Here is a 21764-nt window from a genome sequence, read left to right as displayed (position 1 = left end):
CTGGCGGCGGGAGCGGCCGGACCCGGGCCGGCGACACCGCCGGCCGGCGCGCCGACGCCGGTGGCGCCGGTAACCGCGGGGGCGGTGGGCGCGGCGACGGCAGCGGGCGACGCCGGGGCAGCGCCGGCGGCGGCCGGCGGGGCCCTGACCAGAGCCATGCCCGGGGCGTACGACTGGACCACCCGGGCCACCGCGCGGGCGGCGGCGACCAGGAGCTGGGCGAGCATGAACAGCAGCCGGAACGGGTCGATGATGCCGTCGACAACCCCCTGCACGATGCCCCACGCCATGCCGGCCACGAAGGACACGCCGCCGCCGGCGGCCAGGTTGGCGATCTTGTTGCTGGCGTCGATGCGCTGCTGGTCGCCGATCCGGTCGCCGTAGCGCAGCTGGGTGAGGAAGCCGACGACGCCCTCACGCAGCAGCGCGCCGAGCGGGCCCAGGCCGGTGAGCAGGGTGGGCAGCGCGCCGATCGCCACGATAAGCAGGTCGAGCACGAAGTTGATCACGGGCGGCTTGAGGTCGTCCGGGCAGAGCAGCCAGATCACCGCGCCGATGACGACCGGCAGCATGAGCGGGTTGGCCACCACCACGGCCAGCCGGACCAGGAAGTCCAGGATGGGCTGGAAGATGGCGACCAGCGCGTCGAAGACGGCGTGCAGGGCCTCCGTGAGCCCGCTGAACCCGCCACGCGCCCAGGCGGCCATCCGGGTGAACTGGTTGGCCACCCCGGTGAGCAGGGTGGACACCGCGGTGAGGCAGGTGCTGGCGCCGAACACGCCGAGCACGCCGCCCATCGCCGTGCCGACCTGGCCGGCCACGTCGGCGAGCCAGGCCGCCGCGGCCGCGAGGGTGTCCGCCGCCCCGGTGACCGCGCCGATCACGGTGGGCAGGATGCGGTCCTGGAGCACCTGCCGGGCGGCGACCAGGATCTCGCGGGTGTTCCAGTTCTCCCAGAGCCAGGTCAGCCCGTCCCACAGCGGCGGGAGCACCTGCGTCAGCACCACCACGGGGCCGAGCGGGGAGAGCAGGACGAGGATGCCGCCGACCACCATGAGCGGGGTACGGATCGGCTCGATGGTGGCCCGTAGGGTCTCCCAGGCCGAGTTCGCGAGGTTGCCGAGCCAGCTGCGGGCGCCCTCGGTGCTGTCCCAGGCCAGGCCGAACTGGGTGGAGAGCCAGTCCCAGGCGTACGAGGCGCCGGCGCGGATGGGCGCCGTGAGGTCCCAGAGCCAGCCGCCCAGCCGGGTGAAGGACTCCCAGACCGCGCCGCCGGCCGCGCCGAGGAGGTCCAGCGCGGGGACCGCGAGGTGGTCCCAGAGCCCGGTGAAGAGCTGGTTGACGGTGTCCGCGGCGGTCCGCAGGTTCCGGATGATCGGGCCGTCCCACTCCTGGAGGGCGGCCACCACCGGGCGCAGCAGTGCGCCGACGGCCGAGCGGGCGGCGCCGCCGAGCCGGGCCTGGACGTCGCGGACGCCCTGGGCGAGCCCGGTGAAGGTGGACTCGATGGCGGACATCGGGTCGAGGTCGGCGAGGCCGGCGAGCAGCCGGCCGAGCAGCGTGTTGACGCCGGTGCAGAGCAGCTCACGCAGCCGGACCAGCGCGCCGCCGCGGAGGAACTCCAGCAGGCCGGGCGCGAGCCGGTCGACGACCGCGGAGGCCGCCTCCAGCGCGGTCCCGGCGATCTCCCCGCCCACGTCGAGGGCGGTGTCGAGCGCGCCACGGCCCAGGGCGGCGGCGTCGCTCGCGGTGTCGGAGACGAACCGGCCCACGGGGGTGTCGGCGAGCGCGAAGCACTGCACGCCGAGCGACGCGGACCGGGCCGGGGCGGCCGGTGGGCCGCGACCAGGATGCTCGGTGGCCACGCCGGCCGGGGCGGGCGCGTGGCGGGCCTGCTGGCGGACGTGGGCCAGCTCGTGGGCGAGCACCAGCTCCCGGCCGGGCGCGCCGCCCGGCCCGGCCCCGGCGCCGAGGACCACGTGATTGCCGTACGTGAAGGCGTGCGCCCGCCGCTCCTTGGCGGCCAGCTTGGCGGCGAGGCCGTCGTGCAGGCGTACCCCGGTCAGGTCCATGCCGAGCGCCGGCTCGTAGCGGGCGCGTTCGGCGCCGGTCAGCGGCCGGCCGCCGCCCAGCCGGGGGTCGGGCACGGTGGCGAGCCGGGCCACCGGCCGGGCCGACCGGGCGGGGGCGGCCGGCGGCGCGGGCCGGGCGGCGACGAGGCGGTGGGCGGTGGCGTGGGCGTCGTGTTCGGCGGCCGGGTCGGGCGGGGCGTGCACGGGGATGCGGGCCACGCTGTGGGTGCTGCGGGCCGGCCGGCTCGACCGCCGCACCGGCCGCTCCGCCTCCGGGCGGGCGTGCTCGGGCTCGTCCCGGTCGGCCGACCGGGACGGCTGGGCCGCCTCCGCCACCCTCACCCGCTCACGTTCCCCTCGTCGCGCCACGACCCGGTGCCGTCGACCAGCGCCGTGCCGGTGGTGCAGACATTGTCGCGCGCCACCCACAGCGTGGGCGAGCCCGACGGGCCGGATACGGCGCGGATGCCGAGCACGGTGCCGTCGAAGGTGTTCGCGGCGGCGACCGCGTGCGGGCCGAGCCGGCCGGCGCAGAGCAGCCCCTGCACGGGGTAGCCGGGCTTGCCGTCGGCCAGGTCGACCACGTTGGACGACACGTCGAGGCGGTGGCAGTCCCCGACGTACACGCCCTGGTGCAGGAAGGCGGTGGCGGCCCGCGCCGGCGGGGCGATCGTGTTGCCGGTGATCCACGCCCGGCGTACCGTCTCGCGCTCTTCGTCGGGGTCACCCAGGGCGACGCTGATGCCGGTGAGCGCGCCCGTGACGGTGTTGTCGCGGACCCGGACGTCGGCGGCGGTGGTCCCGGCGACGGTGATGCCGGCGGTGGCCGTGGCCGCGGCGGCGAACTCCTCGGCGACCCGGCGCAGCCAGGCGGCGAACCGGGTCCGCTCGTCGAAGAACCGGGAGTCCGGGTTGTGCCGGACCAGGTCGTCGCGGACCACGTCCTGGAGTTCCTCGACGGTCTTGATCTCCTGGTCGCCGAGGTACGCGCTCCAGCCCTTGGGGTCGTCGATCTCGGAGCCGAAGCGTAGGTTGCGGGTCTCCACCAGCGACGACCAGCCCTTGCGCAGGCCGAGACCGTCCTCCCCGGCGAGCAGCGGGTGCACGGCCCGCCGGGCGATCCGGCGGGCGAAGCGCGGGTCGCCCAGCCATTCGAGGAACCGCTTCTCCGGGTCGGCGCCCGGGTCGGCGGTGGCCAGCACGTCGCAGCCGACCACGTCGCTGCGCCGGCTGTCCAGCACCAGCACGCCGGTCTGCGCGTGCCCCGCCTCGACCCGGCAGTCCCGGACGACGGCGCGCTCCACCGGCCGGCCGCCCTCGGTGTCATCGCCGCGGACGGTGATCCCGCTCGCCACGGCGGCCGGGGCGTCGCCGATCTCGGCCTGGACGCGTTCCACCAGCACCAGGCCGGTGCGCCGCACGTCGAGGGCGCCGTTGCGCTGGTCGCTCTCGGCCGGCACGGCCGCCACGGCCAGGTCGCGGACCTGCACCTCGCCGCAGTCGACGAAGCGCAGCGCCGACTCGGCGGCGGAGACGATCCGGGTGGCGGAGCCGACCCCGGTGACCAGCACGCAGGACACCCCGGACAGCACCGCGGGCTCGTCCAGCGTCCACTCCCCCGCGGTCAGGCAGAGCGCCAGCGCCGTGACCCCGGACAGGTCGGCGAGGAGCTGCACCAGGTCGGTCTCGGGGCGTACCACGAGGCAGACGGTGCCGCCCTCGTCGCGGCGGCCGGTGACGCGGACCTCGGCGTCGACCGGGGCGTCAGCGTCGTCGAGCCGGACCGCGGTGAGCACCCGGGTGGCCGGGCCGGTGCTGGGCAGCAGCCAGCGCACGTCGATCTGGCCGCGGGCGTCGGTCTCCAGGACCAGTTGGGCCGGGTCGGCGGCGGTGGGTACGCCGGTCGCCAGGTGCCCGTCGACGGCGGTGAACCGGACGCGGGCGCGGTGCACGGGGCGGCCGCCGTTGCGGACCACCACCCGCACCGGCTCGGGCAGCGGCTGGCCGGGCGGGGCCTGCTGCCCGTCGCCGCCGAGCAGGTCGAGGGTGACCAGGTCGGTCAGCGGCGGGGTGAGCCGGCGGCAGTCCTCGTCGAGCGCCCAGCGGCCGGCGCCGCCGACCGTGGTGCGGCGCAGGATGCCGAGCACCGCGACGTGGTGCACCGGACCCAGCGGCGGCCGGGCGAGCGGGTTGCCGAGCTCGTCGGTGGGCCAGTCGATGGTGCCGGACAGGGCGCTGACGCCGTAGACGAGGCGGACCGTGCGGGCCGGGATCAGCCAGTGGTCGCCGACCCGGAAGTCGCCGGCGCCGAAGCGCACCTCGATGCCGGCGTCGTCGAGTTCGTCGGGGCTGGCGTTGGCGACCTGGGCGGGGCCGTCCCAGCGCCGGACGATCGGGGTGCGGCCGAGCGCGGCGAGGGTGGCCGGCGCTCCGGCGGCCCACTTCACCGGCAGCGCCGTCCCGTCCGGGGCGCCGGCGGTGGCCAGGTGGCCCGGCCGGCCGTGCAGCTCCCGGTCGGGGCTGGTCACCTCGACGAGGTCACCAGCCCGGAAGGACAGCTCCTCGTCCCGGCCGACCCGGTCCAGGCTCAGCTCGGCGTCCATCCCGGCCGCCGCGGCGCCCGCCGAGGGCGGGCCGATGGCGGTCAGCCCGGCCACCACGCTGCCGTTCTCCCGCGACCACAGGTAGCGGGCCGTGCCGTCGGTGGCCACGTCGTGCACCTGGACGCGGTAGAGCTGGTTCTCCAGCCGCCGGTAGCCGCCGGAGCCGCTGAGCCGGCACGGGTCGGCGGTCGGGTCCACCTCGCGCAGCGCGGCGGTCATGGTGGGGGCGCTCCGGTCGCCCCACACCGGGTCGACCACGTCGGCGCAGGCCGTGCCGGCGGCCACCTTGACCAGCCGGACCTGCCAGACCGTCCGGGCCCGCGTGGTGGTGTCCGGGCCGCCGAGGGCGGCCTCCCGCAGCCGGGGCGCCTGGTCGGCGGTGACATGCTGGTCGGCGACGTCGAGCAGGACGGCGTACCGGCCGTCGGCGGTGGGCTCGGGCAGCCCGGGCAGGTCGCCGACCTTGGGCAGGTAGGGCTGGTCGGCGAGCTTGTGCCCGGGCCCGCCGCCGGCCGGCGGGGCGGCGTCGACCAGCACCCCGTCCACGTAGTAGCGGCCGGGGGTGATCCGCAGATCGGCCCACGCGCTCGCGGTGGGGCTGGCGCCGGCGGGGTCCACCACGGCGAAGCCGGCCCCGTCGAGCGGCCCGCCGGCCGCGCCGACGATGTCGCGGGTCCGCTCCTCGTCGTGCCAGGCGGTGATCTTCGTCTGCTCGTTCCACTCGGCGTCGAGCAGCATCCGGCCCTGCTGCAACAGCACCTGGCGGTAGCCGTCGCGCGGGTCGAACGTCCAGCGGGTGAAGTCTCCCTGCACGTCAACTCCCGAAGATCCCGAGCTCGATGCCGACCGGCCGGTAGGGGTCGAGCTGCCGCTGCGCCGCCCGGAGCCGCAGCGGTCGCCTGAGGTGGTGGTGCACGCCCGGTTCGGCCCGGTCCTCGCCGCCCTCCCGGATCACGACCGGGCAGGACCCGGCGAGGGCCGGGTACGCGGGTGAGGCCGGGTCGGTGGCCGCGTACACCGGGAGCGGGCCGGGTTCGCCGTCGGCCGGCACGCAGCGGTAGCGGCGCGGGGTGCGCGAGCCGGGGGCGACGTAGCTGAACCGCAGGCAGCCGACCTGGCGGTGGGCCACCTCCACCGGCCCGTCCAGCACGCAGCTGCTGGCGTCGAGGCTGCGGACCCGGACCGCGCCCCGGACGGTGCTGCCCTCCAGGCAGGCGTGCACGCCCTCACCGGCCAGCGCCGTCCCGCCGCCGGCGGTGGCGTCCAGCACGGAGGTGTCCACGGTGGCCATCGGCACGGTGGCGGCGAGGGTGACCGCGCCGGCCACCACCCGGCTGAGCCGGAGCTGGAGCCGGCTGTTGGGCCGGCCGGCGGCCGACTCGACCCGTACCGCGCCGGTGACCGTGCCGTGCGCCACCGTGAGGTGGCCGAGCTGGCCGGCCGCGACGACCACGTCGCCCTCGACGAGCAGCCCGTCGACGACCACGCTGCTGCCCGGCTCGCCGGTGATGCGCAGGCTGCCGCGCAGGTGCGGGCGCAGCCCGTCGGGGGCGTACCGGCCGGGGACGGGGGCGAGCACCTCGCCGTCGGGGCGGCGGCGGGTCGGCCAGCCGGCGGCCACCAGCACGAGCCGGGTGCCGGCGGGCACGGTGACCGCGACGTCCCCCGGGTAGCTGGCGCTGTCGGCGACCGACACGACGTAGGTGCCGCCGCGGGTGGTGCTGCCGGGGGCCGCCCAGGACGCCTCGGCGGCGGCCAGGCCGGCGGCGAGCGTGGGCACGCTGCCGACCGGGGCGGGCGTACCGGAGCACACCTGGGTCTGGCCGGCGGCGGGCGGGGCGTCCGGACCGTCGGCGGTGACCGGGGCGCCCGGGTCGGTGGCGAGCAGCGCCTCGTGGGCGGCGGTGCGGTCGTAGGTGCCGGCGCCCACGTCGGCGAGGCCGCCGTAGGCGTAGCGGACGAAGACCGCGTCGGGGGCGGCCGGCGCGTGGACCCGCAACCGGCCCGCCACCGGGTCGACCATGACCTGCGGCGCCGGGTCGGGGGCCAGGTCCTCCAGGTGGCAGACCCGGATCCGGTCGGGGGTCAGGTCGGGCTGGTCGACGCCACCGACCCGCAGCCGTACGCCGAGCGGCAGCGCGGTCGCCGCCAGGGTGCCGGCCCGGGCCTGGCCGAGCAGGTCGAGCAGCCGGCGCGGGCGCAGCGGCACGGGCAGGTCCACTTCAGTGGCCAGCCGCTCGACGGCCTCCTCCCGGCGGGGCGGGGCGTACAGCGGCACGGCCCGGCCGAGCGGGTCGAAGGTCCAGTGGTCGGCGACGGCGCGGGCGGCGGACCAGCCGCCGTTCGGGCCGGCCGGCGGGTCGGCCTCGGGGGCGCCCAGCTCGTACGCCTGGGTCGGGAACAGGTGCACGGCCACGTGGTCGATGCCGTAGCGGCCGCGGCGGGTCGGGATGCGGCGTACCTCGGCGGTGTGGGTGAGCGGGTCGAGGGCGCCGCGCGGGCCGGGCGGGCTGACCACGGCGGCGGCCTCGATCCGGGCAGCGCCGCGCAGCGAGACGGTGGCCGGCCGGTCGGGGCGGACGTGGTTGACGTGCGTGGTGCCCACCAGCAGCGGGTGGTGCTCGACGGCGCGCGCCGGCCAGCCGGTGACGTCCCGGGCGACCTGTTCCAGCACGGCCACGGTGCCCTTGCGTCGGCGGTAGGCGACGGTGTTGGCGACCAGGGCCCGCCGGCTCACCGTGACCCCGAGGTCGGGCGGCAGTTCGGCGAGGCCGACCAGGTCGGCGAGGTACGGCACCAGCCACTCGGCGCAGGTCTCGACGAAGAACCCGTCGTGCAGGCGGTCGAGGTCGGCCTCCAGCAGCTCCAGTTCGCCGGCCACCGCGGCGAGCAGCGCGGTGAGCGGGCCGGTGCCGCCGTCGGCCTGCGCGTCGCGGGCGAGCAGGTGCACCGGGACGAGGTCGAGCAGGCGGTGCAGGGCGGGTTCGGTCACGACATCACCCCGATCGTCACCTCGGTGAGGGTGAGCACCTGGGCGGGGCGCAGCGTGCCGGCGAACCGGCCGGGCAGCGCGGCCAGCAGGTCGACGGCGGCGGCGCCCGGCGGCGCGGCGAGCCGGGGCAGGGTGCAGGCGCGTACCCCGGGCACCGCCCGGACGGTGACCAGGGCCCGGGAGGCCACCACACCGGTGGCGAAGCCCAGCGCCGGCGGGGTGTACGCGGCGGCGAGGGCGGCCCGGACGGCGGCCTCCACGTCGGCGCGCGGGTACGCCGGGTCGTGCGCGAGGTCGACGTGCAGTCCGAACGGGACGGTCTCGCCGGCCAGCACGGCGAGCCGGGTGCCCGGGTCCCGGGCGGCCACCAGGGCGGCGCGCAGCGCGGCGACCAGTTCCGGCCCGGCCGGGGCGGCCACGCCACCGGCCGCGGCGCCGAGCGCGGAGACGACGACCACCTGCTCCCGGCCGTCCCACACGTCGTCGGCGCGGGCCAGGGTGACCCCGGCGAAGCCGGCCGCGAAGTCCTCGTGGTCGGCCACCGACACCGCCCGGTCCAGGGTGCGGATCCGCAGCGGGGCGTGCGCCCGCGCCGCGTCGAGCTGCTCCGGGTCGGCCCAGTCGCGGGCCGGGCCGGGATTGCCGGCGGCCCGAACCCCGTACGGTCGGCGGGGCAGGATGCTGAGCTGGCCGGCCCGGACCGCGCCGGCGCCGCCCACCCCGACCCGGTAGGTGGCCACCACGTTCTCCGCGCCGCCGGGCAGCCGGGCGCCGTGCCGGCCGTCGCCGGTGGTGACCGTGGCCAGGCCCTCGTCGTCGAGGCGTTCGGTGTGCACCCGGTCGTGCGGGCCGGCGGTGTCCAGCGCGGGCACCGGGTCCCAGCGCACCCCGTCGACCCGGACCTCCAGGGTGCTGCGGGCGCCGGCGGGACTGTCGTCGCGGACGTGGGTGAGCGGGCCGCGCCGGGTGCGCATCCGCTGGAAGGCGAGCGTGGGGTCGCCGCTGCCGAGCGGCTGGACGACGGTCTCGCCGTGGCTGGCCGGCGCGACGTTGCCGCGCACCCGCAGGCCGCGCGGGTCGTACCGGAGCGTGAGGTCGCGGTCCAGGTCGACGGTCATGGTCCGGCCGTCGGCGGCGACCGCGCAGGCCAGCACCACCGCGGTCTCGGCCAGCGGGGGCGCGGTGGCCGCCGCGACGAGCGGGTCGGCGGGCGGCCCACCGGGCGGGAACCCGGTCACCACCACCCGCCGGCCAGCGGGCAGCGGCGGGTCGGTGGCGGCCAGGGTGAGCCGCCGGCCGCCGACCGGCTCGACGAGGGGCCGCTCCGCCGCCGGCAGCGGCCGGGACTCGCCGCGCACCAGGGTGTCCCGGCGGCCGAAGGTGTCCAGGTTCTCGGTGATGTCGACGCGCAGCCGGGTGGTCCGGCCGCTGACCCCGAACCGGGAACCGCCGGCCGGGTCGGCCGCCTCGACGGCGTACAGCTCGCGGTAGTCGGGGCGTTCGAGCAGCAGCCACGAGCCGGGCACCATCCGGGGGTGGTCGCCGTCGACCTCGACCACGTCGGTGGGGGGCGGCTCGCCGGGCGGGAACGGGTTGTCGATGTCGTCCCACTCCCCGTCGGTGATGCCGGGCGGCGGCGGGTCGTTCCCGGCGAGCAGGCCCGCCATCGGGGCGTTCCAGCCGAACAGGTTGGTCCGGGTGGCGAAGGCGTGCACCTCCACGCCCTCCTCGGCGGTCAGCGGCGTCGAGCGCCGCCAGCCGATCCGCTCGGCCAGCGCCAGCCGGGTCCAGCCGGCCAGGCCGGGCGGGCCCTCCTCGACGGCCGTGACGATGCGGAAGTCCCAGCGCTCGTCGTCGCGCCGGCGGTCGGCGGCGCTCCGGCTGTGCGCGGGGGTGCGCCCGTAGCGGCGGCGTTCGGCGCCGACCACCAGCACGCCGTCGCCGGTGCGCACGCCGAGCGCGGTGCCGCGCAGCCAGATCGCGTCGGTGGCGAAGTCGATCTCCTGCGGCCCGGCGGTGGCGCCGGGGATCGCGTTCCACACGGCGTACGCGCGCAGGTCGGCGCCGGTCTCGAAGGTCTGCGGCAGCTCACCCTGCCCGGGCACCGACTGCACCGGGGTGCCGGCGGGCACGTCCACTTGCGACGGTGCGCCCGGCGCGTCCTCGACGTCGAAGGCGATGTCCACGGCGGCGGCGACGCCGGGACGCGGCTGGTAGCCGATCATGCCGGCGAGGTGCCGCACCGAGGTCAGCTCGGTGGCCGTGCGCAGGTACGCCTCCTGCGCGATCCGCTCGGTGTAGAAGGAGACCACGTCGGTCATCACCGCGGCGGCGTCGAGCAGCGCCAGCACCGGGTCGTCGGCGTCCTGCCCGGCCACCGCCCGCACACCCGCCGGCAGGCCCGGGTCGGCGAGCGCGGCCCGCATCCGGGCCAGGGCGTGGCTGTGCGGGGCGACCCGCCAGGCCAGGGCGGGTTGGCCGGGCGGGTTGGTCACCTCGGGCGCGGGCGGGCGCAGCGGGTCGCACCCGCATCCGCCGCCGCAGCCGCAGCTCACGCGCCACCGCGCAGGTGGAAGGCGACCCGGCCGTACTCCGGGTTGCTCGGGTCGCTGTCGGCGCGCAGCACCTCGCGGGCGGCGGCGTCGATCCGGCCGCGGGCCACCTCCCCTGCGGGCGGCCGGCCGAGCCGGCGGAACCGCAGGCCGATGGCGTCGTCGTCGGCCACCTCGACGTAGCCGACGCCGGGCACGGCCATGACGGCGGCGACCAGGTCGGAGACGTACAGGGACTGGCCGAAGGTGAGCCGGTCGGGGTGGAAGAAGCCGAGCCGGCCGTCGGGCAGCACCCGGGTGGACAGTTCGGCGCGCAGCCGGCGTTCCACGTCGGCGGCGAGGTGGCCGTCGGCGACGCAGATCCCGAGGACGATCTCCAGCGGGACGTGCGCGGGCGGGGCCAGCTCCACGTCGGTGCCGGCCAGCCGGCGTACGTCGAGCAGGGCGGCCACCTCGGCGGCGAGCGCGGGGTCGCCGGCCCGGCGGGCCACCGGGTCGAGGGTGACCTCCTGGGCGTACCAGGAACCGGTCCAGCGGCGCCGCGCCACCGCGCGCTGCACACCCGGGTTCTCCTCGGCGGTGGCGGCGTGGTCGGCGCTGGTGACCGCGCGCAGCTGGGTGCGGAACGCGTAGGGGGCCAGTTCCTTCACCTCGTCGACCGACTGGGGGTCGACCCCGCCGGTGGCCGGCAGCGGGTTGCTGACGCTCACCCCGGCCGGCACCGCCCACGCGGTGGTGGGCAGCGGCAGGGTGAGCACGTCCGCGCCGACGTTGCCGGCGGTGCCGCCGCCCACCCGGGGCCAGGCCGTGAGGGTGGCGCCGGGCGCGGGACGGCGGCCGTTGATCCCGTCGCCGGGGCGCAGCCGCAGCACGCCGCCGGTCTCCGGTTCGGCCACCACGTGCGGGTCCAACCGGCCGCTGGCCAACAGGTCCGGCACGGGCGTCCAGGTGCGGCTGCCGTCGTCGAGCAGCACGGCGGGCAGCGCCCGGCGCGGGTCGGGGCGCAGCGCGGCGGCGGCGCTGCGCCCGTCCACGACCGCGTCGGTCCAGGCCACCGGGTGCCGCCCGGTGGGCAGCCGCGGCCGGTACGGGCCGTCGTCGGGGGCCTGCGGCGGCAGCAGCCCGCGCGGGGGCAGCCCGGCGGCGTGCTCTGCGAGCGCGACGTTGGCGAGGGCCACTGCGGCCGGGGCGGCGGTGCCGTCGGCGGCGCGGCGGGCGACCGGCAGCGGGACCGGCAGGGCGTCCTCGGCGGCCCAGTGCAGCTCGCGGACGACGGTGCCGGCGGGGGCGAGCGGGTCGGCGCGGGTTACCGGGTCGCGGTCGAGCCGCACGGCCTGCCGGCGGCCCTCGTCGCCCACCACGGTCCCGGTCTCGTCGACCGGCGCGAGGACGAGCACGTCGCCGGCGCGCATCTGCGGGTCGGCGGCGGCCGGGTGGCGCAGCCAGCCGCTGGTCGCGCCGGCCGGCAGGCAGGCGTCCGGGTCGCCCCAGGCGTGCAGGTCGAGCTGGTTGCGGGCGGGGCGCAGCGACAGCGGGGCGAGGGTCTCGAACACGGTGGCGCCGGCGTCCACGGCCTCCGCCACGCCCGCGTCGGGCGGCAGCGGGTCCTCGACCCCGGCGACCGGGGTACGCGCCGGCAGGGTCAGCGGCGCGGCGGTGCGCCACACCAGCCAGGTTCGGGCCGCGCACCCGTCGTGCATCCGGTAGTCGAGCAGCCGGGCGTGCCGGCGCACCGAGGGGCGCAGCCGGGCGGTGGCCAGGTGCGCCTCGGCGGCGATCGCGTCCTGCCGGTAGGTGAGCCGGTCCCCCACGTACGCGAACAGCTCGGCGAGGGTGACCAGCGGGTCGGCTGGGTTGCGGTCGGTCCAGTCGGGCAGCAGGACGGCGAGCCGGTCGAGCAGTCGGGTGCGCAGCCCCGCGTAGTCGCGGGCCAGGTAGTCCAGGGCGGGGGTGGTGGCGGGCACCGGCGGGCAGCCGTCGTCGGGCCGGCAGTCCAGCTCGTCCGGGCAGTCGACGGCGAACGCGAACGGGCAGCTGGACAGCGGCTCGTCGAAGCCGGCCGGGAAGCCGTCGCCGCCCGGGCCGGTGAGGGCGAGCAGGTAACTGGACCAGTCCCCGCTGGACGAGGTGCGCACCACCAGCACCCGGCCCCGCGCGGGCGCCGGCACGGCCCCGGTGACCAGCGTCCGGTCGGCCGCCGTCACCCCCGGCGGCGGCCCGGCCGCCACCACGCTCGCCGGGTACGCCCAGAGCACCCGCACCGGGTTGACCCGTGGGTCGACCCGCACCCCGCCGAGGACGCGGACCCGGCCGGCGTCGAGGTCGGCGGGGACCGGGCCGCGCAGCAGGTGGACGAGGAGGGTGCGCTGGCGGGGCGCGCCGGGCACGTGCCCCGGGGTGCCGGGCCGGTTCGACAGCACCTCGACGTGGTCGATCCCGGAGAGGGCGCTCTCCCCCTCGACGAGCGCCCGGCGGGCCTCCCGGTCGAGCAGCGGCGCGGTCACGGGGTGCCGCCCACGACGGTGAGGCTGCGGCGCTCGCCGACGGACGCACCGGCGACCAGCGGCACGTAGCTGACGGTGACCCGCAACTGGGCGTCGACCGTCTCGACCCGTACGTCGTCGATCTGCACGAGGTCGCCGAGCCAGCGTTGCAGCGCGCCGTGCACCAGGGCCCGGGTGGCGTGCGCCATCTCGTCGCCGGCCGGGGCGAAGACCAGCCGGTCGACGCCGCTGCCGAAGTCGGGCCGGTTGACCCGTTCGCCGGGGCGGGTGAAGAGCACCGCCTCGACCAGGCCGCGCAGGTATTCCTCGTCGCCGACCAGGGCGGTGCGGCCGCGCCCGCCGACGCGCAGCGGGAAACCGACGTGCCGGCCGGCGCTCACGTCGCCACCGCCCGGAACTGGCTGGCGGTGACGGCGAGGGGCACCCCGGTCGGCGCGCAGGTGGCCAGGCCGGAGGCCAGCACGAGGGGCTGCCCCATGGAGCGCACCCGGACGCTGCCGACGCTCCACACGCTGGTCACGCAGGGGCCGCCGGAGACCGGCGGGAACGGGCACGCCGCCACCGTCCACGGTGCGGCGAGCAGCACGGTGGCCTGCCCGCCGACGCGTACCCGGGGGTTGGGCACGGTGGGCATGGCCTGGCCGCCGTGCGCGCAGATCACCACGGCGCCCTGGTGCACGAGGGGTCCGGGCATCACATCACCTCCAGCGCGCCGTCGTTGACCGAGACCCGCACGCCGTCGAGGACGACCTTGGTGGCCCCGGTGGACAGTTCGATCCCGCCGGGGCCGAGCACCACCTTGAGCGGGATCAGCACGGCCGGCGGCCCGACCTCGATGGTCAGGCCGCCCATCATGGGCAGGTCGCTGACCGTGACGCTGACCGAGTCGGACTGGAACACCCGCTGCTGCGGCAGCCCGGGCGCGGGCGACTCGCCGACCTGCCAGTAGCAGCCGAGCAGGACCGGGTAGTCCGGGTTGCCGCCCTCGAACGCCACCCAGGCGGCGGCGCCCACCGGCGGCAGGTTGAACCCGCCGACGCCGTTGCCGGCGTAGGGCACGCACGGCTCGGCCCAGGCCAGCCGGCCGTCGCCGAGCACCTTCGGGACGGAGACCTGCACCCGCCCGCGCAGCATCGGGTCCAGGTTCTGCTCCACCTTTCCCCGGTAGACGCCGAAGAACTGCCGGGTCATCGCCGCTCCTCCCGGGTGGTCACAGTGGGCTCCGGGGCAGCGCGGGGGTGACCGAGCCGTGGCCGTCCCGGGACAGGGTGAAACCGACCCGGTAGCCGCCGTAGGCGAGGTCGTGCTCCACCTGGCGGACGTACCAGAGCCCGTCGTGGCTCCAGCCGGCGCCGCGCATGCCGACCAGGCCGCGCGGGCGCAGCACCGCCCCGTACCGGGCGCCGTCGGCGGAGCCCTCGGCGACCAGCGCGTCGGCGCTCCGGTCCACCTCGCCCTGCGCGCGGGCGAAGGCGGAGACCGCGTCGCTGCTGCCCTCCCGCAGCCGGCGTCGCCGCACGTCCCCGGCGTTGGCCAGGGCGAACGGCACGGCGGCCAGCGGCGGCCGGGTGCTCACCACCGCGGCGACCGGCAGGGTGACCCCGGTCCGCCGGTCGTGCACCGCACCGGTGACGGTGGCCGGCCGGGTCGCCTCGGTGCGGAAGGAGACCTCCCGCACGTTGCTGTCCGAGCCCAGGTCGACGGCGAGCGCGGGCTGCGGCAGGCCGAGCCGCACCGGCGGTCCCCAGTAGAACGAGCTGATCCCGGGCACCGGGCCGGGGTCGACGTAGGTGACGTAGCCGTGCCGCTCGGCGAGTTCCGCGAGGTGTTCCAGGTCGGTGCCGTGCTGGGTGGGGATCCGGTCGATCGGCAGCGGCGGGTCGGTGACCGGGGCGGGCAGCGCCTTCGGCAGGATGCCGCGCGCCGCGTACGGGGCGAGGATCTTCAGCACGGTCAGGTAGTCGTCGAGGGCGGGGTGCTCGACGTCGCGGTCCTCGCGGTCGAGCAGGTTGCCCACGTCCTCCCCGGTGACCGTGAAGGTGGCCCGCCCGGCGCCGGTGCCCGGGTCGAGCCGGGTCTCGGTGACGATGCCGTCGAAGAGCACCTTCGGCACCACGCCGAAGGTGAGCACCAGCACCACCCGGGCGAACGGCACCAGCGGGCCGGTCGGCCCGAACGGGCTGTCGACGGCGGCCAGCGGGCCGGCCCGGCCGGCGTCGAAGACCAGGGAGAAGACGCTGCGCTCGGCGTCGCTCTCGGTGACCCGGGTGGAGCGCCAGCGCTGGGCCAGGTCCACCGACAGCGGCAGCGGCACGGTCCGTCCCGCCAGGACGGTGAGCCGCAGCCCGGACCCGAGCAGCACGTCACACCCCCGGCAGCGGGATGACGATCAGCTCGCCCTCGGCGTCCGGGCCGGTCAGCGCCTCCGGGTCGAGCGCCCCGTTGGCGTCGGCGATCCGCCACCACGCGGTGGCGTCGCCCAGGTACCGGTGGCTGACCAGGTCGAGCCGGTCGCCGGCGGTCACCCGGTGGGTGGCGGCGGCCCGCACGTCGCGCAGCTCCGGCCGGGGCCGCCGCCGCAGGTAGCGCACCTCCCGCAGGCCGCCGGCGCCGTCGGGCACGGTCGTCCCAGCGACGGGTACGGAGTCGTAGCGCCCGGTCATCTCACGCTCCGGCCAGGTCGGTGACGGCGTCCACGGCGCCGGTGACCGCGCCCACCATGGCGAGGACCTCCTTGGCGACCAGGTGCGCGAGGTAGAGCCCGTAGCCGACGTCGGTCAGCGACAGGTCGTCGTAGGTGAGCACCTGGGCGGAGACGTCCACGGTGGCCCGGATCGGGCTGAGCGCGGGGTTGAACGCCTGCTCGGTGACGCCGAGCTGGGTGATCCGCACCGGCACCACCCGGGCCGGCCCCCACACCAGCACCGCCATGGGCAGCTCCACCGGCAGGATCTCGATGGTCCCGGCGGCCAGCAGCACCGAGTTGGCGATCACCCGGACGCTGCCCGGGTGCAGCAGCATCTCCAGCACGGACAGCTGGGGCAGGACGCCGACGGTGGCGGCCACCGGGTCGCCGGTCTCCAACTGGTCGGCGGCGTCGACGTCGACCGTCATGGTGATGGTCTCGGTGGGCGCGCCCCAGGCGCGGTGCGCGTCGGCGGCGCGCTGCCCGGACTCCCCGCCGGAGCGGGGCGCGATGGTGCGCTGCACCTGGTCCGGGTTGTACTGGAACACCACCACCCGGGACAGCGGCCCCAGCGGGTCCACCGCGATGATGGCGCCGCGCAGGGTACGCGGACTGCCCGGGAAGCTGCTCACGCCGCCGAGGGTCCCGTGGAGCCGTCGCCCCGCCGTCACGCCCGCGTCACGCCGGACACGGTCAGGCGATCCCACCGCTGTTGCGTTTCGCGCCCGATCTCCGATCCATAGATGACAGTGCTGTCCGTGGGAGGAGAGATCAGATGTCGTTCACCCGGTTACTCGCCGGCACCGCGGTGGTCACCGCACTGGTGGCGGCCGCGGCGACGCCCGCCCAGGCGGCCGTCAACGATCCGTTGTACGACAAGCAGTGGGGCCTGCGGCAGATCCACGCCGAGCAGGCCTGGGCAACCAGCACGGGATCGGGCGTCGTCATCGCGGTGGTGGACACCGGCGTCGACCTCGGCCACCCGGACCTGGCCGCCAAGCTCGTCCCCGGCGCGACCTTCGTCGACTGCGGCCCGGCCTCGTGCGGCAACGGCGACTGGCGCGGCCCCAACGGCGTACCCGACGCCGGCGACGAGCACGGCACCCACGTGGCCGGTATCGCCGCCGCGGCGACGGGCAACGGTGTCGGTGTCGCCGGCGTCGCCCGCGACGCGAAGATCATGCCGATCAAGGTGCTGGAGGCGGGCAGCGGCAGCTTCGCCGACATCGCCGCCGGCATCCGCTACGCGGCCGACCACGGCGCCAAGGTGGTCAACCTCAGCCTCGGCGCACTGCCCGGCAGCCAGGCCCTCACCCTCACCGGCCTGGAGTCCGCGGCGACCGAGGCGATCGCGTACGCGCAGGCGAAGGGCGTCGCCGTCATCGCGGCCGCCGGCAACGAGACGGCGCCGCTGTGCGACACCCCGGCCTGGGAGGCCGGGGCCCTCTGCGTCACGGCCACCGACCGCAACGAGGTCAAGGCGTGGTACTCGAACCTGGGTGTCAAGGCCGACCTGAAGGCGGTCGCTGCCCCCGGCGGCGCCGGCCTCGTCAACTGCGACGACGACATCTGGTCCAGCGTCCCAGTGGGCGCCGGCGCGGCCACCTGCGGGCAGGGCGACTACGACGCCTACGCCGGCACGTCGATGGCCACGCCGTACGTGTCCGGGGTGGCGGCGCTGCTCGCCGCCCAGGGGCGCAGCGTAGCCAACGTGTACGCGGTGCTGATGTCGACCGCCCGGACCCCGGTCGCGGGTTTGCGCGGCGTCTACACGCCGCTCTACGGCTGGGGCATCGTCGACGCCCAGGCCGCCGTGGCCGCGCCGCGCACCTGAGGCGGCCGGCACCCCGGCGGCGACCACCTGCGAGCCCCGGCTCGGGCACCTTTTCCGGGCCGGGGCGAGGGACTTGTGTCACAGTCAGCCGTGCTGGGCCCATACGGAGGCGCTGGCTGCGCCAGAACCGCAGCGATTCGACGGACCGAGTCGATCAAGGGCATATTCTCATTCGCCAGCCACCGGTCCGGCAGACGCGGCAGCGGTTGTCACGTCAGGGTCGCCGCCCGCCGGGAGTTCTGCGCTACGGCATGACCGGTGTCATCAACCACCCGCGCCGCCGGCCTGAGGAGTCCCGCAAAGCCAGGCATCCTGCCCGTATGCTCGGGGACATGGCGCTCCAGCGGATGGACCACGTCGGCATCGTCGTCGGCGACCTTGAGGCCGCGGTGGCGTTCTTCGTCGAGCTCGGCATGGAGCTGGAGGGCGAGGCAGCGGTCGAGGGACCGTGGGTGGACCGGGTCAACGGGCTCGACGACGTCCGGGTCGACATGGCCATGATGCGGACCCCGGACGGCCACAACAAGGTGGAGCTGACGGCGTTCCGCTCGCCGGCGGCGGTCAGCGCCGAGCCGGCCGTCGCGCCACCGAACACGCTGGGCATCCGTAACGTCATGTTCGCCGTCGACGACATCGACGACGTGGTCGCCCGCCTGCGGGCCCACGGCGCCGAACTCGTCGGCGAGGTGGAGCGGTACGAGGACGCCTACCGCCTCTGTTACGTCCGCGGCCCCGAGGGCATCATCGTCGCCCTGGCGGAGCAGCTGAGCTGACGGCGCCGAGGGGCCGTCATCACCGGGCCTCGTGGGTATCGTCCTCGAATGATCTTTGAGCAGGGGCAGACAATCGTCCGCCGACACCTGTACCCAGACGGCCGGGTCGGCTCGGTGCTGTGCGGGCGGGTGGTCAGCGACGACGAGCGCGGGCTGGCGCTGTGGATCGACGCCGGCTCACAGGCCATGCGCCGGGTCGACAGCGCTGGCCAACCGACCCGTCAACTGTCGCTGCTCACGGAGCTGCGGATGACCACGATGCTCAGCCTGAGTACGTGGCAGCCTTTCCGCACTCTGATGTTGATGCCGCCCGGCGCGGCCCACTCGATCTGGTGGAGCTGGCGAACAGACGAATTCACTCACTGGTATGTCAACCTGGAGCGTCCGGTCACCCGGTGGGCTGGCGGGGTCGACGTCTACGACCAGGAGCTCGACCTGCTCATCTATCCGGATGGCAGATGGTCGTGGAAGGACGAGGACGCGTTCGCCGAGTACACCGGCGAGCCGGCGTTCTGGGATGAGGTCGAGGCCGCCGGGGTCCGGGCCGAGGGCGAACGACTGCTTGCCCTGGCCCGCGCCGGGGCCGCGCCCTTCGACGGCCGGTGGATGGACTTCCAACCGGATCCGGCGTGGCGGCCGACGTCGATGCCGCACTGGTGGGAGTTGCCGGCGGACGCGACCTGTTGGGGTCCCGAGTACTTCCGGTCCTGACAACGGGACTTAGTGGTCGGCGGCGGGCGGTCCGGAGTCGGCCACCCAGGTCGGGTGGGCGGCCACGAAGGCCGCGACCGTGTCGTCGCGGACCGCGCGCAGCAGTTGCACGCTGGTCGGGCTGAGGATCTCGGCGCTACCGACGCCCGGGACGGTACGGCTGTTGAAGGTGCCGCCGTTGGTCTTGATCGTGGTGATCGAGTCGGGCTTGACGCCCCGCATGGCGAAGGCCCAGTCGGCGAGGGGGATGCCGCCGTCGTCCACGGTCATCGTGCGGCCGACCGCCGACAGCAGGCCGGGCAGCTTCGTCGGCGAGTCCAGCCCCTGGCTGACCACCTGGGTGAGCACCGCCTTGACGAACTGCTGCTGGTGCCGCTGCCGGCCGTAGTCGAAGTCGTGGTCGGCCAGCAGGTCCCGCTGCCGGACGAAGTCCAGCGCCTGCGCCGGGTCGAGGCAGTGCTGGCCCTTGGTGTAGACGTTCGGGGTGACGCCGGCGATGCGGTGGTTCACCGTGCCGTCGGGGTTGATGGCGTACGGCGCGGCGGGCTTACCGGCGGCGTCGTGCCCGACGTGGATCGAGGTGGTGGTCTCGTCGACGTACATGCAGACCTGGCCGAGCACCTGGACGATCTTCTTGAACCCCTGGAAGTCGATGATCGCGCCGGCGTCGGGGGTGATGCCGGTCAGGTCGCGGACGGTCAGCGCCAGCAGTTCGAAGCCGTGCGAGAGCGCCGCGGAGCCGGTCAGTCCCCGGCTGCCGAAGGCGAAGGCAGAGTTGATCTTGTTCTGCCCGCCGCGGAAGGGCGTCGCCCCGTTGTCGTACGCGGGGATGGTGACCAGCGAGTCCCGGGGCAGCGAGACCAGGTACGCCTGGGTGTGGTCGGCCGGGACGTGCAGCAGGATGATCGAGTCCGCGCGGGTGAGCTGGCTCGGGTCCTGGTTCGGGCGGGTGTCGACCCCGACGAGCAGGATGTTCTTCGCCCCGGTGATCGTCCGGTGCTGCTGCACGGGCGCGGCGGCGGCGCCGAGCAGGTTCTGCCGGGTGACCTCGCCGGTCGCCGCGTGCAGCAGGTAGGCGCTGCCGCCCAGCGCCACGCCGCTCAGCGTCATGAGCGTGGTGCCGACCGCCACGCACCACCGGGCCCAGCGGGGCCAGGGCCGACGCGCGGACCGGCGCGGCCGGACCGGACCGGACGGTCCGGCGGTGGTCGGGTAGGACACCTTTATCTCCCCAGGTCAGGACGGGTGCGGGCCGGTCCGAGGCTATTCCGGGCGGGGCCCGCCGGACAGGTCAGCCGGCTGTGAACTCCCTGGGAGCGGGGTGCGGCCGAACTGTCGGCGGGGTGGGCCAGAATGGCCGCATGGCGCAGCGGATGAGCGACGAGCAGTGGCGTGCCTTCGTGACCGCCGGCACCCGGACGGGGAAGCTGGCCACCGTCCGGGCCGACGGCTCCCCGCACGTGGCGCCGATCTGGTTCGTGCTCGACGGCGACGACCTGGTCTTCAACACCGGCCGGAGCAGCGTGAAGGGGCGCAACCTGGCCCGCGACCCCCGGGCCGCGCTGACGGTCGACGAGGAGCACGCGCCGTACGCCTTCGTGACGGTGCGGGGCCCGGTGACGATCGGCGAGGACCCGGTCGAGTCGCTGCCCTGGTCCACCCGGATCGCCGCCCGCTACATGGGCGCCGAGCGGGCCGAGGAGTACGGCCGGCGCAACGCCGTGCCCGGCGAGCTGCTGGTGCGGCTGCGCGCCGAGCACGTGGTCGCGTTCACCGGCATCGCCGACTGAGCCACCGCGCCCGGCCGGTCAGCCGTCGAGGCGTTCGATGATCGTGGCGTTGGCGGTGCCGCCGGCCTCGCACATGGTCTGCAGGCCGTAGCGGCCGCCGGTGCGTTCGAGGACGTGCAGCAGGGTGGTGGCGAGCCGGGCGCCGCTGGCTCCGAGCGGGTGGCCGATGGCGATGGCGCCGCCGTCGACGTTCACCTTCGCCGGGTCCGCGCCGGTCTCGGCCAGCCAGGCCAGCACGACCGAGGAGAACGCCTCGTTGACCTCGAACGCGTCGATGTCGCCCATGGCGAGGCCGGCCCGGGCGAGCACCTTGGCGGTGGCCGGGATGATGCCGGTGAGCATCATGATCGGGTCGTCGCCGACCACCGTGGCGGTGTGGATCCGGGCCCGGGGCCGCCAGCCCCGGCGGCGGGCGGTCTCGCCGGTGGTGAGCAGCAGGGCCGCCGCGCCGTCGTTGAGCGGGCTGGAGTTGCCGGCGGTGACCTTCCAGTCCAGCTCGCCGAAGCGGGCGGTCCAGTGCTCGGCGGCGAAGGCCGTCGGCAGGTCGGCGAGGCGGGCCACCGTGGTCCCGGGCCGGATGGTCTCGTCCATGGCCAGGTCGACGCCCGGCAGCGGGGCGACCTGGCCGGCGAACCGCCCCTGCCGCCACGCCTCGGCGGCCCGCTGGTGGCTGGTGGCGGCGTACTCGTCGAGCCGGGTGCGGGACAGGCCCCACTTGCGGGCGATCAGCTCGGCGGCGACGCCCTGCGGGACGAGCCCGCCCGGGTAGCGCGCCGCGACGGCGGGGCCGGCGAAGTCGGTGCGGACGCCGTCGACCACGGCGGCGCTGCCGATCGGCACCCGGCTCATGGACTCGACGCCGGAGGCCACCACGATGTCGTACGCCCCGGCGACCAGCCCCTGGGCGGCGAAACTGAGCGCCTGCTGGCTGCTGCCGCACTGCCGGTCCACGGTCACCCCGGGCACCGACTCGGGGAAGCCGGCGGCGAGCGCGGCGAGCCGGGTGGTGTTGGTGCTCTGCTCCCCCACCTGGGCGACGGTGCCGCCGATGACGTCGTCGATCTCGACCGGGTCCAGCCCTGGCACCCGGGCGACCAGGCTGCGCAGGGCGTGCGCGTGCAGGTCCACCGGGTGCACGTCGAGGTAGGCCCCACCCCGCTTCGCCCGACCCACCGGGGTCCGTACCGCCTCGACGATGACCGCGTCGCGCATCGCTGCCTCCTGGGAACGTTGCCGGACCGATCGGT

At 76.3% G+C, this 21764-nt stretch carries 17 protein-coding genes; 4 read left to right on the top strand and 13 right to left on the bottom strand.

The annotated features are described in order from the left end of the window. From IEY96_RS10550 to IEY96_RS10500, 11 genes are all read right to left on the bottom strand, one after another. A partial coding sequence (locus tag IEY96_RS10550; protein WP_189194620.1) for an eCIS core domain-containing protein occupies nt 1–2414 on the bottom strand: 2414 nt, incomplete at its 3' end. Continuing rightward, a complete protein-coding gene (locus tag IEY96_RS10545) occupies nt 2411–5488 on the bottom strand; it encodes a DUF6519 domain-containing protein (protein WP_189194619.1) in 3078 nt (1025 codons plus the stop codon). The genes IEY96_RS10545 and IEY96_RS10550, both read right to left, overlap by 4 nt. A 1-nt stretch (nt 5489) precedes the next feature. Next, nucleotides 5490–7667: a phage tail protein gene (locus tag IEY96_RS10540; RefSeq protein WP_189194618.1), complete on the bottom strand. Its 2178-nt coding sequence runs from the start codon at nt 7665–7667 to the stop codon at nt 5490–5492. Then, on the bottom strand, nt 7664–10222 hold the full coding sequence (locus tag IEY96_RS10535) for a baseplate J/gp47 family protein (RefSeq protein WP_189194617.1): 2559 nt from the start codon (nt 10220–10222) through the stop codon (nt 7664–7666). Before IEY96_RS10535 ends, IEY96_RS10540 begins: the two co-directional genes overlap by 4 nt. After that, entirely contained in the window at nt 10219–12723 is a 2505-nt protein-coding gene (locus IEY96_RS10530) for a putative baseplate assembly protein (protein WP_189194616.1), read from the bottom strand. The genes IEY96_RS10535 and IEY96_RS10530 overlap by 4 nt, the downstream gene beginning before the upstream one ends. Then, on the bottom strand, nt 12720–13103 hold the full coding sequence (locus IEY96_RS10525; protein WP_189194615.1) for a GPW/gp25 family protein: 384 nt from the start codon (nt 13101–13103) through the stop codon (nt 12720–12722). Before IEY96_RS10525 ends, IEY96_RS10530 begins: the two co-directional genes overlap by 4 nt. Further along, a complete protein-coding gene (locus IEY96_RS10520; RefSeq protein WP_091261547.1) occupies nt 13100–13417 on the bottom strand; it encodes a hypothetical protein in 318 nt (105 codons plus the stop codon). Before IEY96_RS10520 ends, IEY96_RS10525 begins: the two co-directional genes overlap by 4 nt. After that, nucleotides 13417–13914: a phage baseplate assembly protein V gene (locus IEY96_RS10515; RefSeq protein WP_107077943.1), complete on the bottom strand. Its 498-nt coding sequence runs from the start codon at nt 13912–13914 to the stop codon at nt 13417–13419. Before IEY96_RS10515 ends, IEY96_RS10520 begins: the two co-directional genes overlap by 1 nt. 19 nt (nt 13915–13933) lie before the next feature. Then, nucleotides 13934–15085 carry a hypothetical protein gene (locus IEY96_RS10510; RefSeq protein WP_189194614.1) on the bottom strand — a complete coding sequence of 384 codons (1152 nt, stop codon included), beginning with the start codon at nt 15083–15085 and terminating at the stop codon, nt 13934–13936. Nucleotide 15086: 1 nt separating this feature from the next. Further along, a complete protein-coding gene (locus IEY96_RS10505) occupies nt 15087–15386 on the bottom strand; it encodes a LysM peptidoglycan-binding domain-containing protein (RefSeq protein ID WP_189194613.1) in 300 nt (99 codons plus the stop codon). 1 nt (nt 15387) lies between these two features. Next, complete coding sequence (locus tag IEY96_RS10500; RefSeq protein WP_107077947.1) at nt 15388–16041, bottom strand: hypothetical protein; 654 nt, start codon at nt 16039–16041, stop codon at nt 15388–15390. 143 nt (nt 16042–16184) lie between these two features. Here IEY96_RS10500 and IEY96_RS10495 point away from each other — a divergent pair, with 143 nt between their 5' ends. The 3 genes from IEY96_RS10495 (at nt 16185) to IEY96_RS10485 (ending at nt 18727) form a co-directional block, all read left to right on the top strand. Continuing rightward, complete coding sequence (locus IEY96_RS10495; RefSeq protein ID WP_189194612.1) at nt 16185–17243, top strand: S8 family peptidase; 1059 nt, start codon at nt 16185–16187, stop codon at nt 17241–17243. A 320-nt stretch (nt 17244–17563) separates the two neighbouring features. Further along, on the top strand, nt 17564–18016 hold the full coding sequence (locus IEY96_RS10490; protein ID WP_444543426.1) for a VOC family protein: 453 nt from the start codon (nt 17564–17566) through the stop codon (nt 18014–18016). 48 nt (nt 18017–18064) lie between these two features. After that, nucleotides 18065–18727: a ribonuclease FAU-1 family protein gene (locus tag IEY96_RS10485; protein WP_189194611.1), complete on the top strand. Its 663-nt coding sequence runs from the start codon at nt 18065–18067 to the stop codon at nt 18725–18727. Between the two features lie 9 nt (nt 18728–18736). On the opposite strand, the gene IEY96_RS10480 is transcribed toward IEY96_RS10485, so the two are convergent. Then, nucleotides 18737–19948 (bottom strand): LCP family protein, encoded by a 1212-nt coding sequence (locus IEY96_RS10480; protein WP_229791499.1) that lies wholly within the window; start codon nt 19946–19948, stop codon nt 18737–18739. Nucleotides 19949–20088: 140 nt separating this feature from the next. Between IEY96_RS10480 and IEY96_RS10475 the strand changes: the two genes are divergently transcribed. Next, on the top strand, nt 20089–20517 hold the full coding sequence (locus tag IEY96_RS10475) for a PPOX class F420-dependent oxidoreductase (protein ID WP_189194610.1): 429 nt from the start codon (nt 20089–20091) through the stop codon (nt 20515–20517). A gap of 18 nt (nt 20518–20535) precedes the next feature. Here the strand turns inward: IEY96_RS10475 and IEY96_RS10470 are convergent, their stop codons facing one another. Further along, a complete protein-coding gene (locus tag IEY96_RS10470) occupies nt 20536–21729 on the bottom strand; it encodes a thiolase family protein (RefSeq protein ID WP_189194609.1) in 1194 nt (397 codons plus the stop codon). Between the last annotated feature and the right edge of the window lie 35 nt (nt 21730–21764).

Origin of the sequence: Micromonospora fulviviridis (genome assembly GCF_014648395.1) — a bacterium.
Taxonomy (GTDB): domain Bacteria; phylum Actinomycetota; class Actinomycetes; order Mycobacteriales; family Micromonosporaceae; genus Micromonospora; species Micromonospora fulviviridis.
This window is presented reverse-complemented; position numbering and strand designations above follow the sequence as displayed.